The sequence below is a fragment of the Paenibacillus polymyxa genome, assembly GCF_018614975.1.
In the GTDB taxonomy this organism is placed as follows: Bacteria; Bacillota; Bacilli; order Paenibacillales; family Paenibacillaceae; genus Paenibacillus; species Paenibacillus polymyxa_E.
Window position 1 is genome coordinate 19,640 of the sequence record NZ_JAGGNR010000010.1, and the last position, 26,850, is coordinate 46,489.

Consider the following 26,850-nt stretch of genomic DNA (forward strand, 5'->3'; position numbering starts at 1 on the left):
ATACCGGATTGGAAGAAGAAAAAATCACAGAACAGATTCAGGACCAACTTCAGGAGCAGATCCAGGAGCCGGTTCAGGAATCGGTTGTTGAATCGGTTGAAGAAAAGCCCAAAGAACCGGTCATTGTACAGATCGGCGGCAAAAATTATGAAATCGTCCAGAACCACAAAGAGGGTTGGAATCCAGAGGTCTTCCGTGATCGTTACAGTGAAGTGCTGGAGCGTTACGATTATATTATCGGGGACTGGGGTTATAGCCAGTTAAGGTTAAAAGGTTTTTACCGTGAAAACCATCCAAAAGCGACGAAGGATTCCACAATAGCCAGTATGGTGGATTATATCAATGAATATTGTAACTTTGGCTGTGCGTACTTTGTGCTTCAGAAGAGCAAAGATCAACCTCAAGCCAAAGCAAAAAGCGGTTCCTGAGAGGGACCGCTTTTTGGTGTGTGTATTAGTCGAGAAATGCCGTGCGAACCCGGTTCCAGAACGGATAAGGTCGGAAACGTGCAAAACTGACCTTGTGACTGGATACCTGACAACGGACGGATATCAGATCCTCTACCATCACGTTTACATGATCAATCGTCATTAATAACCGCTGATCCTTACGAGAGAAAATATCACAATGATGATGCTTGGGCAAAATAATCGGTGAACCAAGTGTCCGATAGACCCGGTTATTAATGGAAGCAATCTCCGCAATCTGAATGGCCTCGATGGTTGGATGCACCATGGCACCGCCAAGGGCCTTGTTGTACGCCGTGCTGCCTGAAGGCGTGGATACACAGATTCCATCCCCACGGAACATCTCAAATGTCACATCGTTAATATCGACCTGGGCCACGACGGTACCGTCTACACCTTTTAACGTAAATTCATTAAGGGCGATGTATGAGGAATTCCCCGACTTTTTCCGGATCTCAAGCTCCAATAGCGGGTATTGTACAATGCGTGGTTTGAGACGCTCCGGATCTCCTTTGCCACTCATCAGCCTGACTAATTCCCGTAATTCTTCCTTCTTCCAATCGGCGTAAAAGCCGAGATGGCCTGTATGAACCCCAACAAAAGCAATATCCGGAATACGGTCGATGAAATTGTGAAATGCCTGTAGCATCGTACCATCGCCCCCGATGGAGATCACAATCTCCGGCGATTCTGCATCCAGCTTGAACCCTTCTTCCTTCGCCAGCGCATGAAACTGCTGGCTGAGATCAATCGATAACTGGTCTCCGCGGTCTTGAACATAATATCTCAAGATGAAAGCTCCTTTGTGGTCATTATACTACCGATGATAATCAATTCCGCGGAAGAACACAACGTTTGGGCGCATATTCCGTTAAATATAGATGAATCGTTGACTTATTTTTTGGCATGTCGTCTAGACTTGAGAATGGAACTTAATATCGCAAGGAATAACAACAACACGATGAGGCTTACAAAAACAATCATTCCGGTTAAAAAAATTAGTCCCCAGTCCGGTGTATACGTTGATAACGATGGGATGAAACCGGGCTCCATAAGTGCGGGTGAAGAGGAACGCCCCATCATGGGTATCCATAACAGCAGGACCAGCACAGGTGCAATTAGTGCATGAATCGCTCTGGCGAATAGAAATGGACCGTATCTCATGGGTGTGTTGCTAAGAACACTCATAATCTGTGCATGGACGGATAATCCACCCCAGGAGAGAACAAAGGCTGCTGCTGCAACTTTATAGACGAGTGGGATGGATGCCCCGGCACTTCCAGCCTCTTTGCTTCCCAGCGTTACTTCAAAAAGCCCCCCGACCAAGCTAGGAGATAAGGCTGGAGGAAGCCCGCTATGTCGAAGCAATTGCTCGGTTATCCCGTATAATCCGCCAAGCCAACCGGTCTGTACAAGCAACTCCATCATGACCGAGAAGAATACAACCAGCCCTCCTACGATAATAATAAGGCGAAGGGATGAGGAGACTGCCTGGCGCAGCAGTTCACCGAATGCCCGTCCGTCAGCCTTTCTTGCTTCATGCATCGCATAGATGGCCCGGACCAGTCTGTTTCTAGGTATCTTCTCCGAATGAGATGCAGAAGAGAGGTCTGGCTGTGAGCCTTCTGCTGTACCCCCGTGAAAACGCATGAGCATACCCACCAGAAAAGCTGCAGCGTAATGGCTCGCAACCAATACTGGAGCAATGGCGACATTATGGAAGAACCCAACCGATACCGCTCCAATCATGAAGATCGGATCGGATGATGTAGTGAAGGCGACGAGCCGTTCTCCTTCTTCCCGGGTAACCTGCTTTTGTTCCCATAACTGGGCGGTCAGTTTTGCCCCTGTAGGATACCCGGATGCACAGCTCACGGCAAATACAAAACCACCGCTTCCGGGAACACGAAACAATGGACGCATCAGTGGATTCAGCAAGGTACCTAGAAAATGAACAATGCCAAAGCCGAGCAGAAGCTCGGACAGCACCAAAAAAGGAAAAAGGGAGGGAAACAATACGTCCCACCAGATGGACAGTCCGCGTACACCTGCATGCCAGGTTTCCGCTGGATACAAGACCATTAACACACAAAGGATCAGGAGAGCGAGTGTGACCAGGACATGGGTGAGTCGTTGTGAAGCAGCCATGAATTCTTCTCCTTTATTTTTGGAATGGTCGGTGTGCGGAAGTCTGTGATGCTATTGCCATCAATATATGAAAAAAAGTGGACAAACAGTACAAAATAATACGTAGAAAGCGCTTGCAAAAGTGGCTGTGTTTTTGAGTGATGTGTGCTAAAATGAGAAAAACGCCTGAACGTCACCTAATGGTCTCCAAGGTGGAATTCTTTCGGATGGAGTGATGATCATGAGTCTTGTCACCGGAATCCTGGTCTGTGCTTTTGTATATGTGATACGTGCCTCGCTGGTACGCTCTGAGGAAGAGGACTGGCGGAGTTATTAATGAATATCTAGTGCGCCAACCTATGTGGTTGGCGCTTTTTTTGTGTCATGTTTTGAAGAAGGTCCTATATACAGATGGCAGGTTACATGTCCTGATGATTTCATGTGATATAGGACTTTTTGGTTTTTTTTGATAGAATGGAGATAAAGGCTTTTGTAGCCTGGATATTGTTACTGTTTTCACAATGTTCACGGAACGTGTAATATATGGCAAAATTCGACATCAGAAAGGGGAATCAGACGAATGAATCCCAGTTTGAGTATTTATGACAATCTTGGCGGTGAGAAAGGTGTTCGCGCACTGGTCGAGGCCTTTTATCCGATCGTTCAGCAGAATGAGCAGCTGGCTCCGCTTTTCCCGGAAGATATTCAGCCTGTCATCGACAAGCAGTATATGTTTTTGTCTCAGTTTTTTGGAGGACCAGGGCTATTTTCCGAGGCATTTGGACATCCGATGATGCGTGCCCGTCATATGCACTTTGAAGTGACGGTAGAACGGGCTGAGGCTTGGCTTGCATGCATGGATCAAGCCTTAACACAGATTGGTGTGGAGGAGCCCTTGCATTCGTTTATCCTGCAGCGTTTATCCGGGCCTGCACATCATTTTGTGAATACACCGTAGTTCCGAATATGATTATAAGCGTACGGGAGAGGGATGGAATAGATTGGAATTAGAGCCGCTGTATAAGGTGAAAGTGACCTGTCATTATTGCGAAACCGAGTATGACACCTCACGGGTAAGACCGAGTTTGAAAAGGCCCTACCGGACGGATTCGGATTTTTGTGCTTACTACAAGCTGGAGAATCCAGATTTTTATGTGGTTCGCATCTGTCCACAGTGCGGGTTTGCCTCGACGGAGAACGCAACGGACCATTTGAATGATGCTCAGCGCAAGGCTTTTAAGGATCAGATCGGTAACCGCTGGGTTAAACGTGATTATAGTGGAGCACGAACACTGGACCAGGCGCTAGCTACGTACAAGCTTGCCTTGCTGTGCGCACAGGTTATCCAGGAGAAAGATCGTGTCGTCGCTGGTCTGTTGCATCATATCGCTTGGTTGTATCGTTATATGGAAGACCATGCACAGGAACATCGTTTTCTTGAATTTAGCCTTGAAGCCTATGTGAAGGTGTTCGAACGGGAAGGAACGGGTGGCAATGAAGCCAAACTGTTGTATTTGCTAGGGGAATTGAACCGCAGGGTAGGACGGTTTAATGAAGCAGTGCAATGGTTCAGCAAGGTCATTCATGACAAGCGGATCACAGATGCGGCCATGATTCGTGCTTCAAGGGAGCAGTGGGCCGTGCTGCGTGAGCAGATGATTTCAAGTAAGTTGGAACTCCCTGAAGAGATGCGGGAAACAGACAAAGAGGCTGCGAAGCGCAGCCCCCTCTAAGTTGGTCTTACATTAGTTACGGACAGGACGGCTGGATAACAAATAGTCACTGTCGTTGTCGATCACGGTCATGCTTGTATTGCAGCAGGGAAAGACCAGTAATTTCTTTTTGCCTTCGCGAATGAGCACAAGCTCTTTGGGTTTGAGGGGGAGCAGCACGTTGCTTGCATGACAGTAGGGACATTGCTGTACATAGATGTCTCCCATCACAATATCGTAAGGCCAGCTGTTCTCAAACGGAATCATTCTTGTTCGCCTTCTGGTGCGGAAGGTTTAGAGGCTTCTTGTTTGGCGAGTTCCGCAATCTTCTGCATCAGGATATGTTGGGGCATGTGCATCAGGTGCTCCAAAGGTACGCCCAGGGATTCTGCTAATTTGACGGCTGTATCAGCCGATACTTGTAAAGGTTTCATACGTTTACCTCCTGAAAGTTACTATAAATACATGTTCAAAAAGACTGGTTTTCAGTACCGAGAAGATGGAATGAAGCTAGAAATGGAGTAGCGGAGCGTAGGCAAACTACGTGAGCAACGGACATTTCGGCTGAATTTCATATTCGATGCTGATGATGCCGTTAGGCATGATTCGTAATCAAAAGTGGACTTTTTGAACAACCTCTGTAGCTATTTCTCTAGTATAGAGATATGGCACGCAGAAAACCAGTTTTTAATTCAATCCTAACCATCCAATTTATAGAGAGAGGTGCCTTATTAAATGAAAACGCCATTACACCCCGTATGGGATCTGGAGCCCATTTTTAGTGGAGGTTCTTCCTCCGAGACATTCGCTGCGTATCTGATTGAACTGGAAGAGGATGTACGTAAACTGCAACATCTGTTGAACGAAACACCTGCACCGACTTCATTAGAAGAGACGGCTGCATTTGATCCGATTTTGGAACTGCTGCAAAGCTGTTATGTTCGCATATCGGAAGGTTCTGCGTTTGTATCCTGTCTCTCATCACAAAACCAGAAGGACAAAAAAGCAACTCAGCTTCAAGGGGCCATCAGTTCTATTGCAGCGATGCTGAACGGCAGCAAATCAAAGTTCGATAATACACTCAGTCAGACATCGGATTTGATGTGGGACGCTTGGATTGCTCGGGATGATATTCAGCAGCTGGCATTTGTACTGAACGAGAGTCGCTCGCTGGCTCGTCAGAAGCTGTCGCCGGAACTGGAAGGCCTTGCTCTGGATCTGGGTGTGGATGGTTACCATGGTTGGGGCAAATTCTACAACACGATTGTCAGCAAGGTGAACATTCCATTTGAGCAAGATGGGGAAACGGTGATGCTCTCCGCAGGACAGGCTGCCAACAAGCTGAGCGATAGTGATCGGAATGTACGCGAGACGGTATTTGCAAATTGGGAGCAGGCTTGGACCGATGTCGAAGATTTCTGCGCTGACACGCTGAACCACCTCGCGGGATTCCGTCTGAAGTTATATGAGAAACGTGGCTGGGATGATATCCTCAAAGAACCTCTGGCTATCAACCGGATGTCACGTCAGACACTGGATACGATGTGGGATGTAATTAATGGTGCCAAACCTGCGCTTGTTCAATATCTGGAGCGCAAGGCAGAACTGCTAGGGGTAGACAAGCTCAGCTGGAGCGACGTAGATGCACCTGTAGGTCAATCAAGTGGCAAAATCACTTACGATGAGGCAGCCATCAATATTGTTGAACAGTTTGCCAAGTTTAGTCCTAAACTTTCCTCGTTTGCAGAGATGGCTTTTGAGAAACGCTGGATCGAAGCAGAAGACCGTCCTGGCAAGCGTCCAGGCGGATTCTGTACGTCTTTGCCACTTAGCAAAGCAACCCGGATTTTCATGACCTTCTCCGGGACACCATCTAATGTGTCGACTCTTGCGCATGAACTTGGTCATGGATATCATCAACACATTATGGAAGAGCTGCCTGCATTGAATCAACGTTATGCGATGAATGTGGCTGAGACAGCGTCCACGTTTGCTGAACTGATTGTAGCAGATGCTCTGGTTCAGGCGGCAACAGATGAGCAAGAGAAGCTGGCTTTGCTGGAAGACAAGATACAGCGAAGTGTGGCTTTCTTTATGAACATCCATGCCCGGTTCCTGTTTGAGAATCGTTTCTATGAACAACGCAAAAAAGGCTTGGTTAACGCGGATGAGCTATCCAAATTAATGGTGGAAGCACAGCAGGAAGCGTTCTGTGGTGTACTTGCATCAGATCATCCGCATTTCTGGGCATCCAAATTGCATTTCTATCTGACAGGTGTGCCATTCTATAACTTCCCATACACGTTCGGTTATATGTTCAGTGCGGGAATCTATGCGAGAGCACAGCAAGAAGGAACAGCATTTGCAGATAAATACGATGATTTGTTGCGGGATACAGGGCGTATGACGGTCGAAGAACTTGCTCAGAAACATCTCGGTACGGACCTGACACAACCGGAATTCTGGCAAAATGCTGCGGACTTGGTTATTGCCGATATTGAGCAGTTTCTACAGATGACGGCAACCGAAAAATAGGTTGAATATATATGAAAGAGGCTGCAATCCCCTGTTAACAGACACGGGATTGCAGCCTCTTTTTGTACAGAATCCTCATTTTCGATTCTCGAAGATTTTGTCGTAATTAAGTGAAAAAGCTCAGTTTAAGGAATTGGAATGGCAATTAATTGTGCAAATCATAGTTAGAAATACCCAACTTTTCCGTTGTTTGTTGAATAAACACATATAATGTCATATAATGAGTCGTAAGTCCTTGATTTATAGGACTATAAGCATATAAGGAGAGTGTTAATATGAAAATTGATGAGCTTTCATTAGCGAGACAGTTGGATCTGGTATTCAAAGAACTTGATCATGAGTTATCAGGGCTAGATTCAGGGGTAGTTTTTGTGCAAATACGAAACAACGTAATTGGGAAATTCGGTATTCGACATAATCCGATAGCTGGACGAGATGGGCAGATGGATGTGGAGGAAGGGGGGCTAAACGAAACCCAGAGAGCTTCTTTCCGGGCGATGGCACTGGAGACTTTGAAATTCAAACGCAATTGGACACATGGCGAAATATCGTACGACTTCACAGTAAGACAAGGTATGATTTTGGTAGATGCAACGATGGAGTCTAATTACAATATGGCAAGCCTGATGATTCGTTACCCTAGAACCAATACATACAAGGATTCAGATATGGAGTCGACCTCATAATTCGTTGAACAAGAGAAAGCGGCACTTCCGAAGAAGGCCGCTTTTACTTTTTGGATTCTGCTTAGGCTCAAGCATTAATTACGAGCTTACGAACGACCCGATAATTGCTGCTCAGCGATTTGCACCAGACGTTTAGTGATGTATCCACCCAGAGAACCTGTCTCACGGGAAGTATAGTTACCGTAGTAACCATCTTGTGGAATAGTTACACCCAGCTCTTGTGCAGCTTCCATTTTCAATTGTTGCAATGCTGCAGTTGCTTGGGGAACGACCAGGTTGTTGGAGCGGCTACCGCTACCTTGGTTTTGACCTCCGTACATATGTGTCACCTCCTTATGGCTTGGTGATGTTAGTATGGTTAGAGAATAAGGAAATATACATGATATGGATAAAGGGAAAATATGGATAAATATCAGTGCACAGGTCACATAAAATAGCCGACCCAATGCGGGTCGGCAAGTTGTTTGGATATCAAAATATATGGTGATTGTAAAAGCAAAATAGAGGATGATCAGCTCGCTTGGTCTGTAGGAGGTATAACCTCAATACGTGTGAATAACTCAACAGGCTGTTCTGGTTCCAAACGAATCAACCCGGTTTGTTCATCCGATAAAGCCAAATTAGGTGCATCCGGGAGCCAAGTGTACGGTTCAATGCACAAGAACTGATCGGATTCACCTTTGGTAAAGAGAACCCAATGTTTGAAAAATGCTTCATCTGCTGAATATTTCAATGTATATCCATCTTGCCTGCGTAAGTATGCCGTAGCCGGTTCACCTTCGGTAGCTTTCAACAGGGTATCCCAGTTACGTCCCTGCAAATTGATGCCTTTGTTAAGAGTAGACCATTCACCCAGAGATTCCAGTTCACCTGTCGGTAGTTGTTCTTCATTCTGTCCGTATATTCCGGAAACAGGCAGTTGCAGTGTCCAGTCGGCAGGTTTGCCGTCCAGCAAAAACCATGTATGATATCCCATCCCAAAAGGAGCGGGTGTTGAGCTCAGATTGGTGACTCGCAGACGCTGGCTAAATACAGCGTTTTGCAGACTGAATGTCATCTCAAGTTTCAGGGGAATCGGGAATTGAGCCATCCAATGCTCTTCATTTTCGGTCAGTAATTCAGTCGTAATTGCACAGCCGTCTTCATCTTCCTCAATGTCACTGACACACCAGGATTGGGTACGGTGGAGACCGTGAATATGGTTGTCATTCGCCGTGTTCTGATCGAACTGGTAACGAACGCCTTCATATTCGAATTGTCCACGATGAATGCGCCCGGGTGGAATCAGGAGAGGAACGCCGAAATGGTACGGCTTCTGCAGATAAAAGGCAAGATCGTCTTCATCCGGACGGCGGACGACATCTCTGTCCTGCACTAAATCACGAATAGAAATAATATTATTTCCAAGACGCGGCAGCAGGGTGATTTCCAATTCACGGCTATGTAGGATATACGTGTCGTAACCATTCCATTGGCCTTTGGTCACTTGTTTCATATCGATGCTCCTTTTCCCACTTGAAATCTGTCTGCCAGCAGTTGTGATGAAGCTACTGCTGCAGGCGTGTCGTTGTGTACATGCCAGCTATTTCCTGCGCTATTTCGTGTGAAGCAGGCAACAGGATAAGCAATTCCATCATAACAGATTTTGATGTCTCGGGTAAAAAAGTTCAACTCATTTTGACATTCGCGCCTGTGCGCATTAAGATGGAACTCTAAAAGCATTTATTAGAATTGAATGACATGAAATCGATGACAGGGATAAGTAGGCCAAGAGAATCCTCTTCAGAAAGCCGGTGGTTGATGTGAACCGGTGTGAGCTCTTTACCGAATGGACCCTTGAGTGTAGATTTGAACAGGTTAAGCCAGAGCTGGGCTTGCCCCACTAGAGTCTGCCGTATAATCCACGTTACGGAACAATGAAGGCGTTTCTTCGGCTTGACTTGATTCAGGGTCAGGAGCAATCGAAGAAAAGCGAATAAGGGTGGCACCACGGTCTCACGTCCCTTGCGGATGTGGGCCTTTTTGCGTTCGCAGAGAATGGCAGGATTTTTTTTATATACAATCAGGGAGGCGTTATGTGTAATGAAAACAGTACTTTCAGGTATTCAGCCAAGCGGTAAGCTCACACTGGGCAACTATATTGGTGCAATCAAAAATTTTGTAAAACTCCAGCATGACTATCAATGTCATTTCATGGTGGTTGATCTTCATGCCATCACCGTGGCTCAGGAGCCAGCAGCATTGCGCGAACAGTCGGAAGCGGTAGCTGCACTTTTTATTGCAGCAGGCATTGATCCATCTAAATCTAACGTATTTCTGCAATCCCATGTACCGCAGCATGCGGAATTGGGCTGGTTGATGACAACGTTGACCTCCATGGGTGAGCTTGAACGCATGACTCAGTTTAAGGATAAATCATCCGGTAAAGATTCCGTTGGTGCCGGATTGTTTGTGTATCCGTCATTAATGGCGGCTGATATCTTGTTATACAATGCTGACCTTGTGCCAGTAGGTGAGGATCAGAAGCAGCATCTGGAACTGACACGTGATCTGGCAGGACGTTTTAACCACCGCTATGGGGAGTACTTCACCATTCCAGACCCTTATATTCCACAGGTAGGTGCACGGGTAATGTCACTTGATGATGCCTCTTCGAAAATGAGCAAAAGTAACCCTAATGCTGGCAGCTATATTGCCCTGCTGGATCCCCCGGATGTGATTCGCAAAAAAATCAGCCGTGCGACTACAGATTCGGGACGTGAAGTCGTATATGATCCGGCAAACAAACCGGAAGTTAGCAATCTGATGAGTATCTACGCTGAATGTGCAGGTATGACGCTTAAGGAAGTAGCTGAGCGTTATGAAGGCAAGATGTACGGTCCGTTCAAAAAGGAACTGGCTGAAGTGGTTGTATCTGTGATTGAACCGCTGCAACAACGATATAATGAGATTCGTGAGTCTGGCGAATTGGCGGATGTTCTGGATACGTCAGCTCGTCGTGCAGAAGAAGTTGCTGCTCAAACGTTAGATGCAGTGAAAGAACGTATGGGATTTGTTCCGAGACGTAAACAGTAGTGCTGAACAAGATATTCATTTCACACAATGAATAGTTAACATGAATAAAGAGGAGCCCTAATGAAGGACTCCTCTTTATTGGTGCGTTCATTATTGAACTATCAAATGACCTGCTCAAGAAGTGGGCTTTGAAGCAGCCGAGCGAACTTCCTGACGTTCTTTTTTGGCACGAATCACAAATCCCCAACCAATGTTGGCAATGGACAGGACAAATAGTAGTGCAGCAAGCCAACCGGAGTAGGAAATCGTAATTGCTGTAACCGCTAACAAAATAATCGAAGAGAATGCAAACCATAAGGATAAGCCTTTGCTCATTGGGAAAAACCTCCATCTACTAATTTAGTGAAATTCCGTATAACCTGAAGCGTACGAGCCATAATAATCTTGCAAGCTTGCAATACATTACAGACACAGATTGAAAGGAGATTATAAATTATGGCTCAAGGATCTCGTTCTTCAAACAACTTGGTGGTACCTCAAGCGACTGCAGCATTGCAACAATTGAAAATGGAGGCTGCACAGGAACTGGGTGTAACGATCCCACAAGACGGTTACTATGGTAACTACACTTCCCGTGAAACAGGATCTTTGGGTGGATATATCACCAAACGTCTGGTACAAATCGCTGAGCAGTCTCTGGCTGGGTCTGGCAAATAATTCATCTTAACCAAACAGCAACTAAACAGGATAAACAGAAAGCCCGGAGCGGAAACGCTCCGGGCTTTCTCGCGTATCAGTTCCTATATTTGATTGTGCCTTGCCATGCTCACTTCGTCAAGGGCGTGCAGATAAAAGTTTTTTATCCATTTTCTCATCGCTTAACCAGCCTACATACGTATCAATCGTCTCAAAATTTCGATCCATCACAATCACAGCGACAAATGGATATTGTTTCCGGTGTCGATAACGTACATCTGCCCAGCGGACCTTGTAACCGGCAGGCAGTTCTTCAACCTCTGCCACCGCATAGGAGGTGAAATAGAGGAAGGCACTGACTTCCGGCGATTTGCGTGAAGCAGCAACGGCCGCATGAGTAGAAGACGAGGCGTGCAGACTCCATGCCAGATTAGAACCATCCATTTTACCAATCACATAACTGCCGTCCTCAACTCGTTTAACCACATGCCAGCGGTTCCAGGATATCGTTGGAATGACGATGTATCTTGCCTGCTCTGGGCTGTTGTCGAGACGTCTAACTTTTCTGACCGCTTGTGCACGAGCAATCGTTCGCCATATATAATATATACCGGTCAAACTATACAACGTAACGAAGAGTGGAGCAGGAGCGATCAGATCAAAGGCCCATAACAGGATAGCTATGACATGTGTAGTGAATAGAAACGGATCAAAAATATGAATGATGTTCCAGGCGATCCAGCGTTCCGTAAAAGGCCGGGCGGCTTGGGTTCCATAGGTGTTGAACAGATCGGTGAATACGTGAAAGCCTACGGCCACAGCGGTCCAGGTGGCAACGTGTCCAATAGGGACACCAGGGAATATCAGTGCAATGACTCCGGTGATGAGCAAAACCCATAACAGGAGAAATGGCAGAGAGTGAGACAAGCCCCGATGATTCCGAATGTAAAGCGAATTGCTTTTGAGACGTAACGCAGTATCAATATCAGGGGCCTGGGAACCGACGATCGTGCCAACCATTACCGCAGCTGCAAGCACGGGACTCGCCGCGACGACAGGATCGACATAAGCCAGACCAGCTAGACCAATTCCCATGACAAAATGTGTAGAGGTATCCATAAACGTCTCCTTTGTGTGGTGTATCGTTCTAAGGCATATTACTTCTCTATCTAGGTGATACCCATATATAGTGTATAATATCCGTCTGTCAGGATGCAAAATATCCTTAATTTCAAAGTTATTACAATTAACTGTTCCATACCCAATAAATGTACGAAGTTTGTCAAACTATTTTGGTGTTTCCTATGATAAACTTTATATCGGATACTGAGAGAAGTTGCGTCAGTGAATACGAGGTTGGTTATGTTACATAAATATGTATGGGCATTGTTCCTTTTAACCGTTACAATAATATAGAATCTCATAAAAAGTAGGTTTCTTTGAATACATATGTCACAGTAGATGGATGAAGCGTAACAAACGTGATTTGGATTCGCATATGTATGCGTATTCATAAGAGAAGATACAGAAGGGACGAGGAAGATGCTGAAAAAGTACAAATGGACATGGATGCTGCTTGGGCTCGCACTGATAATGGCTGTGTATCTGATGTGGGGCACCGTATTTGCCAGTAAGGAAAAATTACCCGAGATTCGTGGAATCCAATCCTTTTCTATGGAAAATGTAGATGGCAGTACGGTATCACTGGAGGATACTCAAGGGAAAGTCCGCTTGTTCTACTTTTATTTCACCAGTTGTCCGGATGTCTGCCCTATTACGACCTTTACGTTATCCCAGGTGCAGGATCTGTTGAAAGAGGACGACACCTTTGGTAAAGATGTCTCATTTGTATCCATTTCATTCGACCCGAAAGTCGATACAAGAGAGAAGATTAAGACGTTTGCGGACCGCTTCCATGCGGATTATTCCGGATGGTACTTCTTGCGAGGGGATATGGACAAAACCAAACAGTTTGCCAGGGAATCATTCCAGATCCTGATCGATGGGGAGAGTAAGGATGATTTTGCCCATATGAACATGATTGGTCTGGTGGATGAGAACAACCAGCTGCGCAAGGTATATAACGCATTTAATACAGAGGACGTTGTGCCAGCTGTCATTGCCGAGGATATTCGCAATCTGATTAAGGAATAATCATCTGATCATCATACTGTAAAGGCTGCTTTCAGGTTGGATATCAACCCAAAGGCAGCCTTTTGGTATTTCATTTTAAAAGGAAGGATGTTCAGGGTATTGGATGTATGTCTCTAACCCGGCTTTCTCCAGCTGGGCAATGATATACTCATCAGGTGTTCCTTCCACACCCGCATATCCTCGTCGTGTATACATCTGTACTGCATCCGGGAAAGCATCCCGAAGTACACCTCTAATTTTTTTGCCGGAACTGTCATTATCCATAAATAAAAAGACTTCATCGTAACCGACTTGCTTGCGCAGGGTCTCCAACTTGAGGGAATTAAGTGTTCCAAACGTACATAGAATGTTGATTTCGGGTCCAACCAGACGTTTCAGTTTGCTTCGGTCATTCTTACCTTCCACAATGACATGAATAGGCATGATACTCACCTCTTGTTCGAGAGCTTATGTCGACATTCCCCGGGAAATGTTGTAGCGAAAATCGACTGATTATATAAAATGGACTCCTTTCTTTACACGTTTGCTAACTGGATAGAACAACCCATCAAGACAATTCTCTGAAATCTTATCTCATGTGCATCATTAGGTCAGTAATAGCTGGCAGTGGCCGTTCCGGTTACGGATCGTTCTTCCGATCGCTGTTGTCTCCATATATTTCTGATTTACTTTTATAAAGTTAATATTTGGAGACAAAGGCGAACGCTACCGCTTCTTCAAAATCGATTCCGTCCCCTTCACTACTTTTGGCTAATTGTTCAATCTTAATGATCTTCAATAAGATAAAACCTTCGGTGATTGTAAAAGATAGATTTCCCAGTTAGCTTTTATTAACGTGTAAAACGTTAGTCCATTGTATATAGTTTAGCTGTAAATGGGGGAATGATGCAAAGCTAATGCAAATACAGGCCTAATTCAATATACTTTTTGGATCGGACAGGGAAGGTTTGCGTCTGGAATTATAGTATGGAAGCAGCAGCATACCAATCATTAACAAAAGAAACGCGATGAAATAGGGTGATAACCCGACACGAAGTTGCCCGGCTGTGATGGGGCCGATGAAAGAGCCAATGGAGGTGGCGATGGATTGCAGCGAGAAAATGCGGCCTAACCTGCTTCCTCCGCTCAGACGGATAAATAGGGTAGCCATAGCTGGAAAGATAATGCCTTTGGACATCCCAAGTACAAATAATACGGTAGACAACGGGATTTGCGGAATGGCGGCCATTGCAAAAAAACTCAAGGACATCAGCAGCACACCCGCAACCAGACGCAGTTTGGGGGAATACCGATTGAGAAATAACATGCTGAGTGTGAAGAGGGCTCCAATACTGATTATGGAGAACAAAAGACCGGTAGACATCATGGATGAATGTCCTCCTCCCCGCAGAGGTAATTCAAAGAACAGAATCCCCTGCGCACAGGCAATAACCAGGGGCAGGACAAAGTAGCGCCAGGATACCGGCAGGAATACACTTGTAGCTTCTGCGGGTGCAACGTCAGCTTTGGCAGGTTCCGTTACTTTCTTATGCTGCTTGACGATACCACGGGGCATGGTCATGAATGCAATGACACCTGTGAGAATAAGCAGATAACCTAAGCCTGAGAATGTAGCTGAAAATCCAATAGAACCCACAATGATCGCACCGGCTGCTGGAGATACAACTGAGGCGAGGGTATGGACTACCCCATGACCCGACATATACTTCCCCTGCTTCACCGGATCGCTGGATAGCTGAGCAAGCAGGGCGAGACATGCGGGTGACAGGAAGGCCAGCACAAAACCGCTGATGGAACGCAGCGCCAGCAGTTGCCACGGGGTATGGACATAGGCTTGCAAGAGCAAGATGAATCCTGCCCCAAGCAGACTGAATACAATGTAGCGGCGACTGCCATGTTTATCGATTTGTGTCCCGGCAATTAGATTGCCAGGAAGGTGCGTTAAGGAATAGATGCCCATCATCCAGCCAATGAAGGTAGGGGCGGCTCCCAGCGAGATGGCAAATGGGGTCAGAATGGGATACTGGGCGTGCAAATCAAATACGGCAAGGAACAAAAACAGGTATAGCCAGATGGCCGTTTTCACATAAGCCCCTCCTTGTTAAGCGATGCATGTTCCAATTACAGGTCTTGAACGTGTTCCCCGTTCGCCCGGCAGAACCTCATGGTACTACTTGTACGCCTGGCGGGACGAACTTAGACCGTTTATTTTTAAGGGAGAGGGCTTAGCTGACAGCAGCTTCGGAAATCATGTATAATATTCGGGAGTGTTACAAATGAATTCTAATACGGAAGGTGTAGTCATGAACATAGAAGTAATCAAAGAGTTTCTGATGCAGAACTGGCTGGTGATCGTGGTTGCATTGATCATATTGTTCTTTGTTCTAAATGTGGTCAAAACCGTATTGAAATGGGCGATTGCCATCATCATTATTGCGGCTCTACTGATATACAGCGGCATCTCCATTGATCAGATCAAACAGACAGTGACAGACGTACAATCCAGCACGATGGACACATTGAAGAAGGAAGCAACCAGCATGATGCTGAAGGAGGCTTCCAAAGCGAAATACGTCAAAGGACAGGATGGAGCGTTCACCATCACAAGTCCCAATGTGGAGATTAAAGGCAGAACTCAATCGGATAAAGTTGATGTGACCTTCCGCGGAATTTCACTTGGCGAATGGAAACTCGACAATGAAAACATACGTACGTTTGTCGAACAGGCACAGGAGAATAAAACAGCACCAGCATCGTAGTAAAAGGGGGAATCAGTACGTGCTGCAGAATTGGCTGGACAGCCTGAAGGAATTGAATGGCATCACGATTATGCTGTTGCTGATTGTGGCTGCTTCATTATTGCAGGGTTGGTCCAGAGGGGCTTCGCGTTCAGCAGGCAGACTCTTTGGGTTCCTGATGGATGGCATTATGGCGGTGATTGGTATTCTGTTGTCGATCGGTTTAACGCTGTGGCTTGCGCCATATGTACAGCGGTGGTTGTCTGCATATGCTTCAGACATGCCTAACCGTGAATTGAACCGGTGGGAACAGATGTATTATACGTTGGTTACGGCGATTGCAGATTTTCCGCTGATGCGGTTCGCTGTATTATTTGTACTTAGCTATGGACTCATCCGACTGATTCTCGGGTTCCTCTCTTCATTTATTTTTAACAGCAGGCAGGGGTCAGCCGAGGAAAGTACACCTAAAGGTATGTTTAGTCGGTTGACGGGTGCATTCATTGGCACGATTATAGGCTCTGTCCGCGGAATGATTGTCATTGCAGTCTTGTTCATGATTGTCAGTCTTTACCCTGGGAGCATGTTCAGTCGATATGTGGAGGCATCTCCGATCTATATGCAAGGGGCCAAATCGGTTATCGAACCGTTGTCTGGCACGTTCATCAAGGACAAGCTACCCGTATTTACGCAGGCTGTGCAGAAGGAACTGGGCGGCATCCTGCAACGCAAGTATGAAGTCATCGACCACAATATTCCGAAGGACATTGAATCTGCGGCGCGTGAGGTTGTCAAAGGCGAATCGACAGATGAAGCCAAAGCAAGAGCGTTATATGACTGGGTAGGATCACGTATTCAGTATGACTATGGTAAAGTGGATGACTATGAGCAAAAGGGCATATGGCATGAACAGACCCCGCAGAATACATTTGATACACGTAAAGGCGTATGTATTGATTATGCTCGTCTCTATGCGGTCATGGCCCGTTCACAAGGACTTGAAGTCAAAGTGGTTACAGGACTTGGTTATAACGGCCAGGGAGGGTACGGTCCGCATGCGTGGAATGAGGTGTATTTGAGTGATACCGAGAGCTGGGTTCCGCTTGACCCGACATGGGCGATCAGTGGAGACTGGTTTAATCCTCCGAATTTTGCCGACACCCATCTAAAGGATCAATCAGCTTAGCATTACAAGGGACATGGGTCCGGAATATGACGACGTTGCCAGGTTATCATGCCGCGAAGAATCAGTTTGAGCGGTATGCATCAAGTCATGAAAGAGGTAGGATGGATGAAAAAACATTCCAATGAGAAGGATGAACTTACAGACAAACGGCGCTTCAGTTACCGGATGAACGTATTTTTCTTCGCTTCCTTTGTTATTTTTAGCGTTATTATTGTACGTTTGGCCTTTTTGCAATTCGTGGAAGGACCTGAACTCAGTCAGGAAGAAGCAAGCAACATTACCAAGGATGTACCGCTTCCTCCTGTGAGAGGCACGATCTATGATTCTACAGGTGAGGTGAAGTTGGCTTACTCCAAGCCCATTCAGTCTCTCTACCTTACGCTTTATAAAAACTATGGGGATGTTGATGGGAAACCGAGTCCTAACATAGGGGAAGTGCAGGATATTGCATCCCGGTTGCATGATGTGTTTGAACAGTACAAGCTGAAGGATTCAGAGTCACTTACGGTGGAGAAAATTATTGAAGAGATGGACTTGAACTCCCGCAAAGCGAACGGTTTTATGCCGCGTCTGATCAAGAGTGATCTGTCCGAGGAAGAAGTCGCTTATTTCCTGCAACATAAGGATGAGTTCAAAGGTATTCAGATCGTCGAGGAGAGTGTACGATTCTACGATCCGGATACGGTAGCGGTTCAGACAATCGGTTATCTGAAGAAGTTCAGAAGTTCGAAGTCTTTGAACAAATACAAAGAGGTGGACGAGGCCAATAAAAAGCAAACAGATCCGGGCCTGGTGTATACGGAGAATGAATTTGTAGGCTTTGATGGACTGGAGCTGCAATATCAGGATGCCCTGCGGGGTAAAAGCGGATATACATCCGTTGATGTTGATTTGCGTAATTTGCCTGAAGGTGTGGCTGGTTCTACTCCGCCGGAGAAAGGTTACGACCTGATTTCCAGCATTAACAAGAACGTTCAGGTAAAAACAGAACAGGCCATTCTGGATCAGTTGAGTTGGCTTCATCGGAATCCGGTTTCCGGTAAATTGCATCCAAATGCCAAGACCGGATTTGCAGTTGCGATGGAAGTGGATACTGGGAAAATCGTGTCTGCTGCCAGTATGCCGGATTATGATACCAACGTATGGAGAACTGGCGGTATAAGTTCTGAAGATTACGACAAAATAAAATATATTTATCAAAATGGTACCATTCGTGGATTCCCGCCAGACGATTCAGGTAAACGGGCGGAATCTGTTGTATTGCTTGGTTCTACAATTAAACCGCTCAGTGTATTGATCGGTTTGAAAGAAGGTTTCTTCACTACAAATACCGTATATTCAGATAGGGGTTCAACGACCTTTGGTGGAGACAATCGCAGAGTGCAGAACTCATCAGGGCATGTGTATGGTGCATTGTATCCTCGTGATGCGATTCGTCATTCCTCGAACGTGTTCATGATTGATGAAATTGGTAAAAAGCTTTACTCCAAGTATGGTGCAAAGGGTGTCGACGTGTGGGACGAATACATGGAGAAATTTGGGTTAGGTATCTCCACAGGTGTTGACCTGCCTAATGAATATCTTGGGCGCAAAGAATATGGTAAGGACAGCATTGAGAGTTCTTTGACCAAGCTGGTGTATGCCTCCTTTGGTCAACAAGGAAAATATACAACCATGCAGCTCGCTCAGTACACTACAATGTTGGCGAACAAAGGAAAGCGGATGGAGCCACAACTGGTTAGAGAGTTCCGGGATTCGGAAGGCAACGTGGTTGAGAAAGTAAAACCGAAGGTACTCAGTACGGTGGAGTTTAACGATGCCTACTGGAATGAAATACAACGAGGCATGGCAACCGAGGTATCTGCATTTAGCGGATTCCCTTATGACTTTGCCAGAAAAACAGGAACATCGACACAGGTAGTAGGTGGTAAACTGGTGGATAACGGGGTGTTTATCGCCTATGCACCACGTAATAATCCGAAGCTTGCTGTCGCTGTGGTTATCCCCGAAGGGGGCTTTGGTTCGAGCAGTGCTGCTCCGGTTGCACGTGCCATCTTCGATGCCTATGACGAAGAATTCGGTCTCGACGGTGTACCGAAAAAGGACAAAAATAAAGATTCAAATTCGGAATCAGGCACACAGTGATGTAAAGTATTCGTTTAGAGAGAGGACCTTGGCGGGTCCTCTTTTTTTGTTCTTACGGTGAGAATGGATCGTAAGAATGAACTAATTAATTGCATTAATATGTAACCATATGAGCTGTACCACGTTTATATAAGGGAAGGGTAAACGCGATCCGGAGAACGGGATAACGTTGATATGTCAGTGTTTACATCGAAATCAGTAGATTGGGTAGTGTAACGGTTCTGATTACGATAATGTAACCAAATATTGAAAGACGTGACAGCTGACCTTTGGTAGAATTGTATGAGAAAGGTTTAAATATTGGATTGAACACGTTCACAAGACGGATTAAATATTTTATTTTTATAGAGGAACGGGAGAGGCTTAAAACATGTTTAACCGATTGAGGAAGAAACCCATGACTGAGGAAGATACACCCGTCAACAAGCCTTCCACCGCAAGGCTGAATCTGTTTTTTTTCGCGGCATTTGTCATATTCAGTATCCTTATTTTCAGATTAGCCTTTGTGCAATTTGTGGAGGGTCCTGAACTGACGTATATGGAAACGAGTCGTAATACCAAAGACATCCCGCTTGCACCCGTGCGTGGCCCCATCTATGATGCAACAGGGGAAGCGGCACTCGCTTATTCCGAACCTGTACAGTCCCTATATGTGCTGTTATATGAGGATTATCGGAATGATGAACGTAGACAGGAAGCGGAGGAACTGGCTCATGATCTGGCGGCTGTGTTTAAGCAGTTTAATCCAGGGGACAAGGAGCAGCCGGATGCGGAAGAGATCATCAAACGATTGGATCTCAAATCTCAGAAGGCACATGGGTATACCCCTCGCCTAGTGAAGTCGGATCTAAACACGAAAGAAATTGCTTATTTTATGGAGAAGAAGGCGGAGTATCCAGGTGCCATGGTACTGGAAGAAAACATACGAAAATATGATCCGGACGGGGTTGCCGTTCAGGTGATTGGATATACAAGGGAGTTCAAAGGTCAACAGGAAAACTTGCCTAAATATATAGAAATAAGCAAGTCGGAAGCAACGCAACGCGACCCAGGACTTCGCTATACCCAACAAGAAAAAGTTGGAGTTGATGGCCTGGAATTTCAATATCAGGAAGAGCTTCGTGGACGTAGCGGTTATCAGTCCATTGATATTAATTCACGTAATTTGCCAGAGGGCACGATGAAACAGACTCCGCCAGAGAAAGGTTACAGTCTGGTATCCACAATTAACAAGGAAATTCAGATGGCAGCACAAGAGGCGATAACGGACGAATTGCGCAGACTTCCCAAGGCAATTACCGGATACGCGGTAGCCATGGAAGTGGATACGGGAAACGTGGTGGCCATGGCGAGCATGCCGGACTATGATCCGAATGATTGGGATTATGACAAAATCAAATATGTGTTTCGGAATGGAACCACGGAGTCTTTCCCACCGAATGATGATAAGCCTAGACGAGCGGAATCCGTTGTACTTCTTGGGTCAGTGATCAAGCCGCTAAGTGTGCTTATTGGATTAAAAGAGGGATTATTTACAGCAGGAGAGACCTATCACGATCAGGGATATGCGGTTTTGGGGAAAGACGGACGACAAGTGAAGAACTCGCATTCTGCTTATAATGGTTCTATTACGGCAAGAAGAGCGATTGAGAAGTCTTCCAATGCGTTCATGATCGACATGGTAGGCAAACGTTTGTTAAGCAAATACGGTTCAGAGGAAGGCATCAATGTCTGGGACAGATACATGAAGGATTTCGGTTTGGGGGTGCCTACTGGTATTGATTTACCCAAAGAATACGAGGGCACGTTAGAATATACTAATGAGGAACAGGAATCAGCTCTAACACGTTTGGCATTTGCCTCTTTTGGGCAGCAAGCCAAGTACACTACGATGCAACTTGCCCAATACACGACCATGCTTGCCAATAAGGGCAAACGGATGGAACCACATCTGGTGAAGGAAATCCGTGACGCGGACGGCAATGTGGTGAAAGAGATCAAACCTAAGGTGCTTAATGAAGTTGATTTTGCCGATGCGCACTGGAATGAAGTGCACAAAGGTATGGTTACCAAAGTAAGTTCATTTGACGGTTTCCCATACGATTATGCACGGAAAACAGGAACATCAGAGCAGGGCACCGGACCGAACAAAAAAGAGAATGGTGTATTTATTGCCTTTGCACCAAGAGATAATCCGAAGCTTGCTGTAGCTGTTGTTGTACCGGAAGGTGGGTTCGGGTCAGTCAGTGCCTCGCCGATTGCACGGAAAATTTTCGATGCATATGATGAAGTGTATGGTCTCGATGGAACGCCAAAAGGTAAGAAAGACGAAGGAAAAGACAACGAGTAATGTAAAAGAACCTCGCAAAAGTTAGCCCTTTTACCATCGTGACCAGAAAGTTAATGAAGTGAATTAAATATATTTGGACAGGCAGGGGAAATAAGCCCTTGCCTTTTTTTTTGGCTTCGGATAAAATTTGCACAAGGGAAACATTATTAGTCTTGATTAAAAATTAATACCTTGTACAACAAAATTAGATGTAGACAAGTATTTTAGGAGAGGGAAAGGGGACGGTTGAATTGTTAATGGTGAAAATGAGGAGTATTCAGAGGGCGTTCATTACGCTAGCCGCTCTGGTTCTGGTTGTTGTACTTACGGCATGTTCCAGTGATGCAGAGACGAGCAGTGGTGGCAAGTTACAAGTAACCGCTACAACGGGAATGATCGCTGACTTAGCACGTGAGGTAGGCGGGGCATATGTTGATGTTACCGGGCTAATGGGCCCGGGCGTTGATCCACACCTGTACAAGGCCTCCCAAGGTGATATTCGCAAGCTGGAGCAAGCGGAAGTCATTTTCTATAATGGACTGCATCTCGAAGGTAAAATGACAGACATTTTGGAGAAAATGTCCTCAAGCAAGCTGGTTACAGCCGTTACAGAGACTATTCCAGTCGAGGAGTTACACTCAGGCAAAGATACAGGCGGCACCGAATATGATCCACACGTCTGGTTTGACGTCAGCCACTGGATGCATGCGGCAGAAGCCGTACGCGATACGCTCGTGGAGGCGGACCCGGACCATGCGGAAGAGTACAAGGCTCAGGCAGAGGCGTATCTGGCGAAGCTCGAAGCACTGGATGCCGAGGTGCGTGAGAAGATTCTGGAGATTCCTGAAGCAAGCCGGGTATTGGTTACGGCGCATGATGCATTTGGATATTTCGGTCAGGCTTATGGAATGAAGGTGATGGGACTTCAGGGCATCAGTACAGCAGCCGAATACGGTGCAAAAGATGTTAGCGAACTGCGGGATTATCTCGTGGATAATCAGATCAAAGCCGTATTTGTTGAATCGAGTGTGCCTGCAAAAGCGATGGAAGCCATCATTGCCGGAGCAGCTCAAAAAGGACATACGGTCAGCATTGGTGGAGAACTGTTCTCGGATGCCATGGGGGCTGAGGGAACGGACGAAGGCACATATATCGGTATGATTCGTCACAATGTTGAGACGATTGTAGAAGCCCTGAAATAATGAATCACATGAAGAGAGGAGTTACAGGATAATGGAAGATACAACTTTATTGGAACCAACTCCTACGAAACTGAACAACAGTCACTTGCAGGGAACGCAGCCAACATCGGCTCCGCTTAGTGTGAGGGATCTGGCTGTTGCGTATCACAAAAAGCCGGTGCTTAGCAGCGTATCCTTCGATATTCCGGAAGGACAGCTCATCGGTATTCTTGGCCCAAATGGCGCAGGGAAATCTACTCTGATCAAAGCTGTGCTAGGACTGGTGCCGAAGATGCATGGAGAGGTACGAATTTTCGGACAATCTTACCGGGAACAACGTCGCCGCATCGGTTATGTGCCCCAACGGGAATCGGTCGACTGGGATTTCCCCACGCATGCGCTCGATGTGGTGATGATGGGACGGTATGGTCATCTGGGCTGGTTCCGTCGTCCGGGAAAAAAGGAGCGGGACCTGGCGGCACACTGCCTGGAGCAAGTCGGCATGGGCGATTACATGTACCGCCAGATCAGTCAGCTGTCCGGTGGACAGCAGCAACGTGTCTTTCTGGCGCGGGCACTCGTGCAAGACGCAGATCTGTATTTCATGGATGAGCCGTTTGCAGGTGTGGATGCCACCACAGAGAAAGCGATCATTTCGCTTTTGGAACAGTTGAAGAAACAAGGCAAGACGGTACTGGTTGTTCACCATGATCTGGCGACAGTCGAGGAATACTTCGACCATGTGCTGCTGCTCAATGGACGACTGGTGGCAGGTGGGCCGACAAGTGAAGTATTTGTACCGGATACACTGCAAGAGACGTACGGAGGCCGGATTGCGATGATCGGAAGCCGGACGGAGAAAGGCCAGGTGTAGTGCATGTGGAACTGGATCGTTGCCATCTTATCTGACCCCAATACACGTTGGATATTGCTTGGCTGTCTGTTGTTAGGATTCAGTAGCGGAATGATTGGCTCCTTCACCTTTCTTCGTAAACAGAGCCTGATGGGGGACACCCTTGCTCATGCAGCTCTGCCTGGGATCTGTATTGCATTTATGTTGACGGACACGAAGTCGGTCGGATTATTCCTTTTCGGTGCTCTAGTGGCCGGTATTGTCGCTACCTTCGGAATCTCGTGGATTACGCGCTACTCACGGATCAAGCAGGATGCGGCGATGGGGATCGTGCTGACCGTATTTTTCGGGATTGGCGTAGTCATGCTTACGCGCATTCAGCATGGGGCGAGTGGAAGCCAGAGCGGACTCGATAAATATTTGTTTGGACAGGCGGCATCCATGGTCATGACGGATGTCTATGTCATGGGTGGCGTATGCCTCGTATTACTGATTGCCTGTCTTGCCTGGTTCAAGGAATTTAAGCTGGTGAGTTTTGACCCGGGTTTTGCACGAGGCATGGGTCTGCCAGTTGCCATGCTGGAGCAGCTCATTCTGCTCTTGACGGTGATTGCGGTGGTTGCCGGGATTCAGGCGGTGGGTGTGGTGCTTGTCGCGGCCCTGCTGGTGACTCCGGCTGCAGCGGCACGCTGCTGGACCGACTCCCTTGCACTTATGGTATTGCTCGCAGGCATATTTGGTGCATTGAGCGGAGCGACGGGTACCATCTTCAGCACGCTCGTGCCCAATCTGCCGACGGGACCTGTAACGGTTCTTGCGGCTACGGTGCTGTTTGCCGGATCAGCCTTGCTCGCCCCACGTCGTGGATTGTTAGCTCGACGGTTGCGTAGTATTCAGGCAAAGTCCGCATATATGCGTGAAGAGCGAGCTACACTCCAGACTCTCACCGCACAGCGAAATCAGCAGGAACGGGGGGAGATGTAATGGCAACGTTTTGGATTATCTTGACGGCCGTTTTGGTATCTTCTGCTTGCGCCATCCTCGGTTGTTTTCTGATCCTGCGGCGAATGGCTCTGGTCGGTGATGCGATCAGTCATGCGGTTCTCCCCGGTATTGCGATTGCTTTCCTGTGGAGTGGTTCCAGAGATTCATTGTGGATGCTGCTTGGCGCAACGGTGTTTGGACTACTGACGGTGTTCTTCATACAAAGTCTGCAGGCGGGTGGACTCTCGTCTGATGCCTCAATCGGAATTGTGTTCACAGCACTCTTCGCAGTAGGGGTTATTCTGATTAGTCTGAACGCCCAACATATTGATCTGGATCTGGACTGTGTCTTGTTTGGTGAGATCGCTTATGTACAGTGGGATACACTAACCCTTGGAGGTACAGATGTCGGGCCGAGGGCGGTCTGGATGCTGGGTATCACTTTACTAGTCATCCTCGTCGTCATTGGGCTGTTCTACAAACAGTTCAAGCTGTGTGCCTTCGATCCGGCGCTGGCTGCAGCCTGCGGGATTCCTGTAGTGCTGTTCCATTATCTGCTCATGGGACTTGTTTCCATGACATCCGTAGCTTCATTTGAGAGTGTTGGGTCCATTCTCGTGGTTGGTATGCTGATTGTACCCGCAGCGACGGCTTACCTGCTCACAGATCGTCTGGGCAAAATGATTCTGTACGCCGTTCTGATCGGAGCAGCTTCCTCGGTTGGAGGTTACATCATGGCTTATGCCCTGGATGCTTCCATCGCGGGCTGCATGGTGGCTGTTGCTGGGATTTTGTTTGTTCTTGCACTGTTGCTGTCACCGAAACATGGCATCGTATTCCGTTATGCTCGTCGCAAATTCGCGGCAAGGTAATGAAAGTTTAAGTGAATAACAGGTGAATAAACAAAATTACAAGAAGCCGTCTGCAATGCAGGCGGTTTTTTTGCGTGTCTGGTCGTATTACTTTCACAAGATCAAAAGGGCAAAAGGATATAAGTATGGTATATACATCTGAAGTGAGGCGTCAGTTTTCCGATTCCGGGTTATTTTGTTGCATACAGATGATCTGTGGTAAAATGTCGTTAGCTATGACGTCCGGAGCGTCCGCATTAGCGGTTGCCGGGCGATCTTGTTATGAGAGTATTTGGAATAGAGGGTTGAGCGCTAACGAACCTGAGCCGTGTTATTCAGAGATTTGAAGCGTCTGCACGTAGAGAGATATTATGAGGAGGAAATACAGCATGAGTGAACTGAAATACAAATTGCTTGCATTAGATATGGATGGAACATTACTTAACGATAATCATGAAATTACACAGGAGACCGCCAAGTGGATTCAAATTGCCATTCGTCGGGGTGTACATGTGTGCCTTTCCACGGGAAGAGCCGTATTCCACGCGATGCCTTATGCGGTCCAGCTTGGACTTGAGACACCGATGGTTACGGTGAATGGCAGTGAAGTCTGGAAAGCCCCGCATGATCTGCATATGCGTCATCTGATGGACCCGGCAATGATTCGCAAATTGCAGGAACTTGGTGAGAAATATAACAGTTGGTACTGGGCATACTCCGTGGAAGAGCTGTTCAACCGTGATCGCTGGACAGATGATATTGAAGCCCGGGAATGGCTGAAATTCGGCTTTACTACCGATGTGGATGAAGTTCGTCACCAGATCATGATGGAGCTGCAACAAATGGGCGGTCTGCAAATGACCAATTCCTCACCCGTCAATATTGAGATTAACCCTGGTGGGATATCCAAGGCAAGCGGGGTAGCCGAAGTCTGCAAGCTGCTGGGCATCGAGATGTCCGAAGTTGTTGCTGTTGGAGACAGTCTGAATGATCTGGCTGTCATTGAGGCCGTGGGTCTGGGTGTAGCGATGGGTAATGCGCAGGAGCAGGTGAAGGAAGCGGCTGATCTGGTCGTAGCGAGTAACAATGAAGACGGTATCGTCGAAGTGATCCGTGAACATATTTTGAAGGGGGAGTAACCTTTGCTCGCAACCATTGCCTGGATTTTAATTGTGCTGCTGTTTGCAGTGG

At 46.7% G+C, this 26,850-nt stretch carries 27 protein-coding genes and 1 other annotated feature; of the genes, 17 read left to right on the forward strand and 10 right to left on the reverse strand.

From position 1 onward, the window contains the following. Positions 1 to 8 precede the first annotated feature (8 nt). The gene (locus J7E78_RS07455; protein WP_251034894.1) at positions 9 to 428 is read left to right on the forward strand and encodes a YutD family protein; all 420 of its coding nucleotides are present in this window, start codon (positions 9 to 11) and stop codon (positions 426 to 428) included. 25 nt (positions 429 to 453) lie between these two features. Here J7E78_RS07455 and J7E78_RS07460 read toward each other — a convergent pair whose 3' ends face one another. Then, positions 454 to 1,257 (reverse strand): NAD kinase, encoded by an 804-nt coding sequence (locus J7E78_RS07460; protein WP_215075653.1) that lies wholly within the window; start codon positions 1,255 to 1,257, stop codon positions 454 to 456. A 104-nt stretch (positions 1,258 to 1,361) separates the two neighbouring features. Beyond that, positions 1,362 to 2,615, reverse strand: coding sequence for a sporulation integral membrane protein YlbJ (gene ylbJ / locus J7E78_RS07465; RefSeq protein WP_215075654.1), 1,254 nt, complete (start codon positions 2,613 to 2,615; stop codon positions 1,362 to 1,364). A gap of 559 nt (positions 2,616 to 3,174) precedes the next feature. Here ylbJ and J7E78_RS07470 point away from each other — a divergent pair. Both J7E78_RS07470 and J7E78_RS07475 read left to right on the forward strand, forming a co-directional pair. Then, on the forward strand, positions 3,175 to 3,552 hold the full coding sequence (locus J7E78_RS07470; RefSeq protein WP_036605723.1) for a globin domain-containing protein: 378 nt from the start codon (positions 3,175 to 3,177) through the stop codon (positions 3,550 to 3,552). 43 nt (positions 3,553 to 3,595) lie between these two features. Continuing rightward, positions 3,596 to 4,327 carry a DUF2225 domain-containing protein gene (locus J7E78_RS07475; protein WP_215075655.1) on the forward strand — a complete coding sequence of 244 codons (732 nt, stop codon included), beginning with the start codon at positions 3,596 to 3,598 and terminating at the stop codon, positions 4,325 to 4,327. A gap of 12 nt (positions 4,328 to 4,339) precedes the next feature. Here the strand turns inward: J7E78_RS07475 and J7E78_RS07480 are convergent, their stop codons facing one another. Beyond that, positions 4,340 to 4,573 (reverse strand): hypothetical protein, encoded by a 234-nt coding sequence (locus J7E78_RS07480; protein WP_017692378.1) that lies wholly within the window; start codon positions 4,571 to 4,573, stop codon positions 4,340 to 4,342. Further along, entirely contained in the window at positions 4,570 to 4,740 is a 171-nt protein-coding gene (locus J7E78_RS07485) for a YycC family protein (RefSeq protein WP_017692379.1), read from the reverse strand. The genes J7E78_RS07480 and J7E78_RS07485 overlap by 4 nt, the downstream gene beginning before the upstream one ends. A gap of 301 nt (positions 4,741 to 5,041) precedes the next feature. Here J7E78_RS07485 and J7E78_RS07490 point away from each other — a divergent pair, with 301 nt between their 5' ends. Both J7E78_RS07490 and J7E78_RS07495 read left to right on the forward strand, forming a co-directional pair. After that, positions 5,042 to 6,841, forward strand: a complete 1,800-nt coding sequence (locus J7E78_RS07490; protein ID WP_215075656.1) for a M3 family oligoendopeptidase — start codon at positions 5,042 to 5,044, stop codon at positions 6,839 to 6,841. A 275-nt stretch (positions 6,842 to 7,116) separates the two neighbouring features. Then, the gene (locus J7E78_RS07495) at positions 7,117 to 7,527 is read left to right on the forward strand and encodes an O-methyltransferase (protein ID WP_215075657.1); all 411 of its coding nucleotides are present in this window, start codon (positions 7,117 to 7,119) and stop codon (positions 7,525 to 7,527) included. Positions 7,528 to 7,613: 86 nt separating this feature from the next. On the opposite strand, the gene J7E78_RS07500 is transcribed toward J7E78_RS07495, so the two are convergent. Next, positions 7,614 to 7,847: an alpha/beta-type small acid-soluble spore protein gene (locus J7E78_RS07500; RefSeq protein WP_105601328.1), complete on the reverse strand. Its 234-nt coding sequence runs from the start codon at positions 7,845 to 7,847 to the stop codon at positions 7,614 to 7,616. Positions 7,848 to 8,038: 191 nt separating this feature from the next. Then, the gene (locus J7E78_RS07505) at positions 8,039 to 9,022 is read right to left on the reverse strand and encodes an aldose 1-epimerase (RefSeq protein ID WP_215075658.1); all 984 of its coding nucleotides are present in this window, start codon (positions 9,020 to 9,022) and stop codon (positions 8,039 to 8,041) included. A gap of 245 nt (positions 9,023 to 9,267) precedes the next feature. Continuing rightward, positions 9,268 to 9,535, forward strand: a binding site (T-box leader). 74 nt (positions 9,536 to 9,609) lie between these two features. On the opposite strand from J7E78_RS07505, the gene trpS reads away from it, so the two are divergent. Next, entirely contained in the window at positions 9,610 to 10,602 is a 993-nt protein-coding gene (gene trpS, locus J7E78_RS07510) for a tryptophan--tRNA ligase (RefSeq protein ID WP_036605729.1), read from the forward strand. Between the two features lie 114 nt (positions 10,603 to 10,716). Here trpS and J7E78_RS07515 read toward each other — a convergent pair whose 3' ends face one another. Further along, positions 10,717 to 10,917, reverse strand: coding sequence for a hypothetical protein (locus J7E78_RS07515; RefSeq protein WP_215075659.1), 201 nt, complete (start codon positions 10,915 to 10,917; stop codon positions 10,717 to 10,719). 120 nt (positions 10,918 to 11,037) lie between these two features. On the opposite strand from J7E78_RS07515, the gene J7E78_RS07520 reads away from it, so the two are divergent. After that, positions 11,038 to 11,259 (forward strand): alpha/beta-type small acid-soluble spore protein, encoded by a 222-nt coding sequence (locus tag J7E78_RS07520; RefSeq protein WP_056702318.1) that lies wholly within the window; start codon positions 11,038 to 11,040, stop codon positions 11,257 to 11,259. Positions 11,260 to 11,376: 117 nt separating this feature from the next. Here the strand turns inward: J7E78_RS07520 and J7E78_RS07525 are convergent, their stop codons facing one another. Then, the gene (locus J7E78_RS07525; protein WP_215075660.1) at positions 11,377 to 12,357 is read right to left on the reverse strand and encodes a metal-dependent hydrolase; all 981 of its coding nucleotides are present in this window, start codon (positions 12,355 to 12,357) and stop codon (positions 11,377 to 11,379) included. Positions 12,358 to 12,780: 423 nt separating this feature from the next. Here J7E78_RS07525 and J7E78_RS07530 point away from each other — a divergent pair, with 423 nt between their 5' ends. Continuing rightward, the gene (locus J7E78_RS07530) at positions 12,781 to 13,392 is read left to right on the forward strand and encodes an SCO family protein (protein WP_215075661.1); all 612 of its coding nucleotides are present in this window, start codon (positions 12,781 to 12,783) and stop codon (positions 13,390 to 13,392) included. Positions 13,393 to 13,467: 75 nt separating this feature from the next. On the opposite strand, the gene J7E78_RS07535 is transcribed toward J7E78_RS07530, so the two are convergent. Next, complete coding sequence (locus J7E78_RS07535) at positions 13,468 to 13,815, reverse strand: toprim domain-containing protein (protein ID WP_062837991.1); 348 nt, start codon at positions 13,813 to 13,815, stop codon at positions 13,468 to 13,470. 487 nt (positions 13,816 to 14,302) lie between these two features. Beyond that, positions 14,303 to 15,478, reverse strand: coding sequence for an MFS transporter (locus tag J7E78_RS07540; protein WP_215075662.1), 1,176 nt, complete (start codon positions 15,476 to 15,478; stop codon positions 14,303 to 14,305). Between the two features lie 190 nt (positions 15,479 to 15,668). Here J7E78_RS07540 and J7E78_RS07545 point away from each other — a divergent pair, with 190 nt between their 5' ends. From J7E78_RS07545 to J7E78_RS07585, 9 genes are all read left to right on the forward strand, one after another. After that, positions 15,669 to 16,151, forward strand: coding sequence for an ATPase (locus tag J7E78_RS07545; RefSeq protein WP_215075663.1), 483 nt, complete (start codon positions 15,669 to 15,671; stop codon positions 16,149 to 16,151). Positions 16,152 to 16,221: 70 nt separating this feature from the next. Next, positions 16,222 to 17,316 carry a transglutaminase domain-containing protein gene (locus J7E78_RS07550; protein ID WP_251034906.1) on the forward strand — a complete coding sequence of 365 codons (1,095 nt, stop codon included), beginning with the start codon at positions 16,222 to 16,224 and terminating at the stop codon, positions 17,314 to 17,316. A 105-nt stretch (positions 17,317 to 17,421) separates the two neighbouring features. Then, a complete protein-coding gene (locus tag J7E78_RS07555) occupies positions 17,422 to 19,461 on the forward strand; it encodes a peptidoglycan D,D-transpeptidase FtsI family protein (RefSeq protein WP_215075665.1) in 2,040 nt (679 codons plus the stop codon). Positions 19,462 to 19,831: 370 nt separating this feature from the next. After that, entirely contained in the window at positions 19,832 to 21,811 is a 1,980-nt protein-coding gene (locus J7E78_RS07560) for a peptidoglycan D,D-transpeptidase FtsI family protein (RefSeq protein ID WP_397330502.1), read from the forward strand. Between the two features lie 236 nt (positions 21,812 to 22,047). Continuing rightward, the gene (locus J7E78_RS07565) at positions 22,048 to 22,992 is read left to right on the forward strand and encodes a metal ABC transporter solute-binding protein, Zn/Mn family (protein WP_285229354.1); all 945 of its coding nucleotides are present in this window, start codon (positions 22,048 to 22,050) and stop codon (positions 22,990 to 22,992) included. Between the two features lie 31 nt (positions 22,993 to 23,023). Further along, the gene (locus tag J7E78_RS07570) at positions 23,024 to 23,845 is read left to right on the forward strand and encodes a metal ABC transporter ATP-binding protein (protein WP_251034895.1); all 822 of its coding nucleotides are present in this window, start codon (positions 23,024 to 23,026) and stop codon (positions 23,843 to 23,845) included. A 3-nt stretch (positions 23,846 to 23,848) separates the two neighbouring features. Next, the gene (locus tag J7E78_RS07575) at positions 23,849 to 24,808 is read left to right on the forward strand and encodes a metal ABC transporter permease (RefSeq protein WP_215075666.1); all 960 of its coding nucleotides are present in this window, start codon (positions 23,849 to 23,851) and stop codon (positions 24,806 to 24,808) included. Further along, positions 24,808 to 25,680, forward strand: a complete 873-nt coding sequence (locus tag J7E78_RS07580) for a metal ABC transporter permease (RefSeq protein ID WP_047841304.1) — start codon at positions 24,808 to 24,810, stop codon at positions 25,678 to 25,680. The genes J7E78_RS07575 and J7E78_RS07580 overlap by 1 nt, the downstream gene beginning before the upstream one ends. 368 nt (positions 25,681 to 26,048) lie before the next feature. Then, positions 26,049 to 26,798 (forward strand): Cof-type HAD-IIB family hydrolase, encoded by a 750-nt coding sequence (locus tag J7E78_RS07585; protein ID WP_215075667.1) that lies wholly within the window; start codon positions 26,049 to 26,051, stop codon positions 26,796 to 26,798. The last annotated feature ends 52 nt before the right edge of the window (positions 26,799 to 26,850 follow it).

Excerpts from the sequence above, each read along its gene's own strand:
- J7E78_RS07525 (WP_215075660.1), bottom strand. The coding sequence starts at position 12,357 with ATGGATACCTCTACACATTTTGTCATGGGAATTGGTCTAGCTGGTCTG.
- J7E78_RS07520 (WP_056702318.1), top strand. The coding sequence starts at position 11,038 with ATGGCTCAAGGATCTCGTTCTTCAAACAACTTGGTGGTACCTCAAGCG.
- J7E78_RS07545 (WP_215075663.1), top strand. The coding sequence starts at position 15,669 with ATGAATTCTAATACGGAAGGTGTAGTCATGAACATAGAAGTAATCAAA.
- J7E78_RS07555 (WP_215075665.1), top strand. The coding sequence starts at position 17,422 with ATGAAAAAACATTCCAATGAGAAGGATGAACTTACAGACAAACGGCGC.
- trpS (WP_036605729.1), top strand. The coding sequence starts at position 9,610 with ATGAAAACAGTACTTTCAGGTATTCAGCCAAGCGGTAAGCTCACACTG.
- J7E78_RS07580 (WP_047841304.1), top strand. The coding sequence starts at position 24,808 with ATGGCAACGTTTTGGATTATCTTGACGGCCGTTTTGGTATCTTCTGCT.
- J7E78_RS07495 (WP_215075657.1), top strand. The coding sequence starts at position 7,117 with ATGAAAATTGATGAGCTTTCATTAGCGAGACAGTTGGATCTGGTATTC.
- J7E78_RS07505 (WP_215075658.1), bottom strand. The coding sequence starts at position 9,022 with ATGAAACAAGTGACCAAAGGCCAATGGAATGGTTACGACACGTATATC.
- J7E78_RS07485 (WP_017692379.1), bottom strand. The coding sequence starts at position 4,740 with ATGAAACCTTTACAAGTATCGGCTGATACAGCCGTCAAATTAGCAGAA.
- J7E78_RS07570 (WP_251034895.1), top strand. The coding sequence starts at position 23,024 with ATGGAAGATACAACTTTATTGGAACCAACTCCTACGAAACTGAACAAC.
- ylbJ (WP_215075654.1), bottom strand. The coding sequence starts at position 2,615 with ATGGCTGCTTCACAACGACTCACCCATGTCCTGGTCACACTCGCTCTC.
- J7E78_RS07585 (WP_215075667.1), top strand. The coding sequence starts at position 26,049 with ATGAGTGAACTGAAATACAAATTGCTTGCATTAGATATGGATGGAACA.
- J7E78_RS07560 (WP_397330502.1), top strand. The coding sequence starts at position 19,832 with ATGTTTAACCGATTGAGGAAGAAACCCATGACTGAGGAAGATACACCC.
- J7E78_RS07470 (WP_036605723.1), top strand. The coding sequence starts at position 3,175 with ATGAATCCCAGTTTGAGTATTTATGACAATCTTGGCGGTGAGAAAGGT.
- J7E78_RS07480 (WP_017692378.1), bottom strand. The coding sequence starts at position 4,573 with ATGATTCCGTTTGAGAACAGCTGGCCTTACGATATTGTGATGGGAGAC.
- J7E78_RS07550 (WP_251034906.1), top strand. The coding sequence starts at position 16,222 with ATGCTGTTGCTGATTGTGGCTGCTTCATTATTGCAGGGTTGGTCCAGA.
- J7E78_RS07515 (WP_215075659.1), bottom strand. The coding sequence starts at position 10,917 with ATGAGCAAAGGCTTATCCTTATGGTTTGCATTCTCTTCGATTATTTTG.
- J7E78_RS07535 (WP_062837991.1), bottom strand. The coding sequence starts at position 13,815 with ATGCCTATTCATGTCATTGTGGAAGGTAAGAATGACCGAAGCAAACTG.
- J7E78_RS07530 (WP_215075661.1), top strand. The coding sequence starts at position 12,781 with ATGCTGAAAAAGTACAAATGGACATGGATGCTGCTTGGGCTCGCACTG.
- J7E78_RS07575 (WP_215075666.1), top strand. The coding sequence starts at position 23,849 with ATGTGGAACTGGATCGTTGCCATCTTATCTGACCCCAATACACGTTGG.
- J7E78_RS07565 (WP_285229354.1), top strand. The coding sequence starts at position 22,048 with ATGGTGAAAATGAGGAGTATTCAGAGGGCGTTCATTACGCTAGCCGCT.
- J7E78_RS07500 (WP_105601328.1), bottom strand. The coding sequence starts at position 7,847 with ATGTACGGAGGTCAAAACCAAGGTAGCGGTAGCCGCTCCAACAACCTG.
- J7E78_RS07490 (WP_215075656.1), top strand. The coding sequence starts at position 5,042 with ATGAAAACGCCATTACACCCCGTATGGGATCTGGAGCCCATTTTTAGT.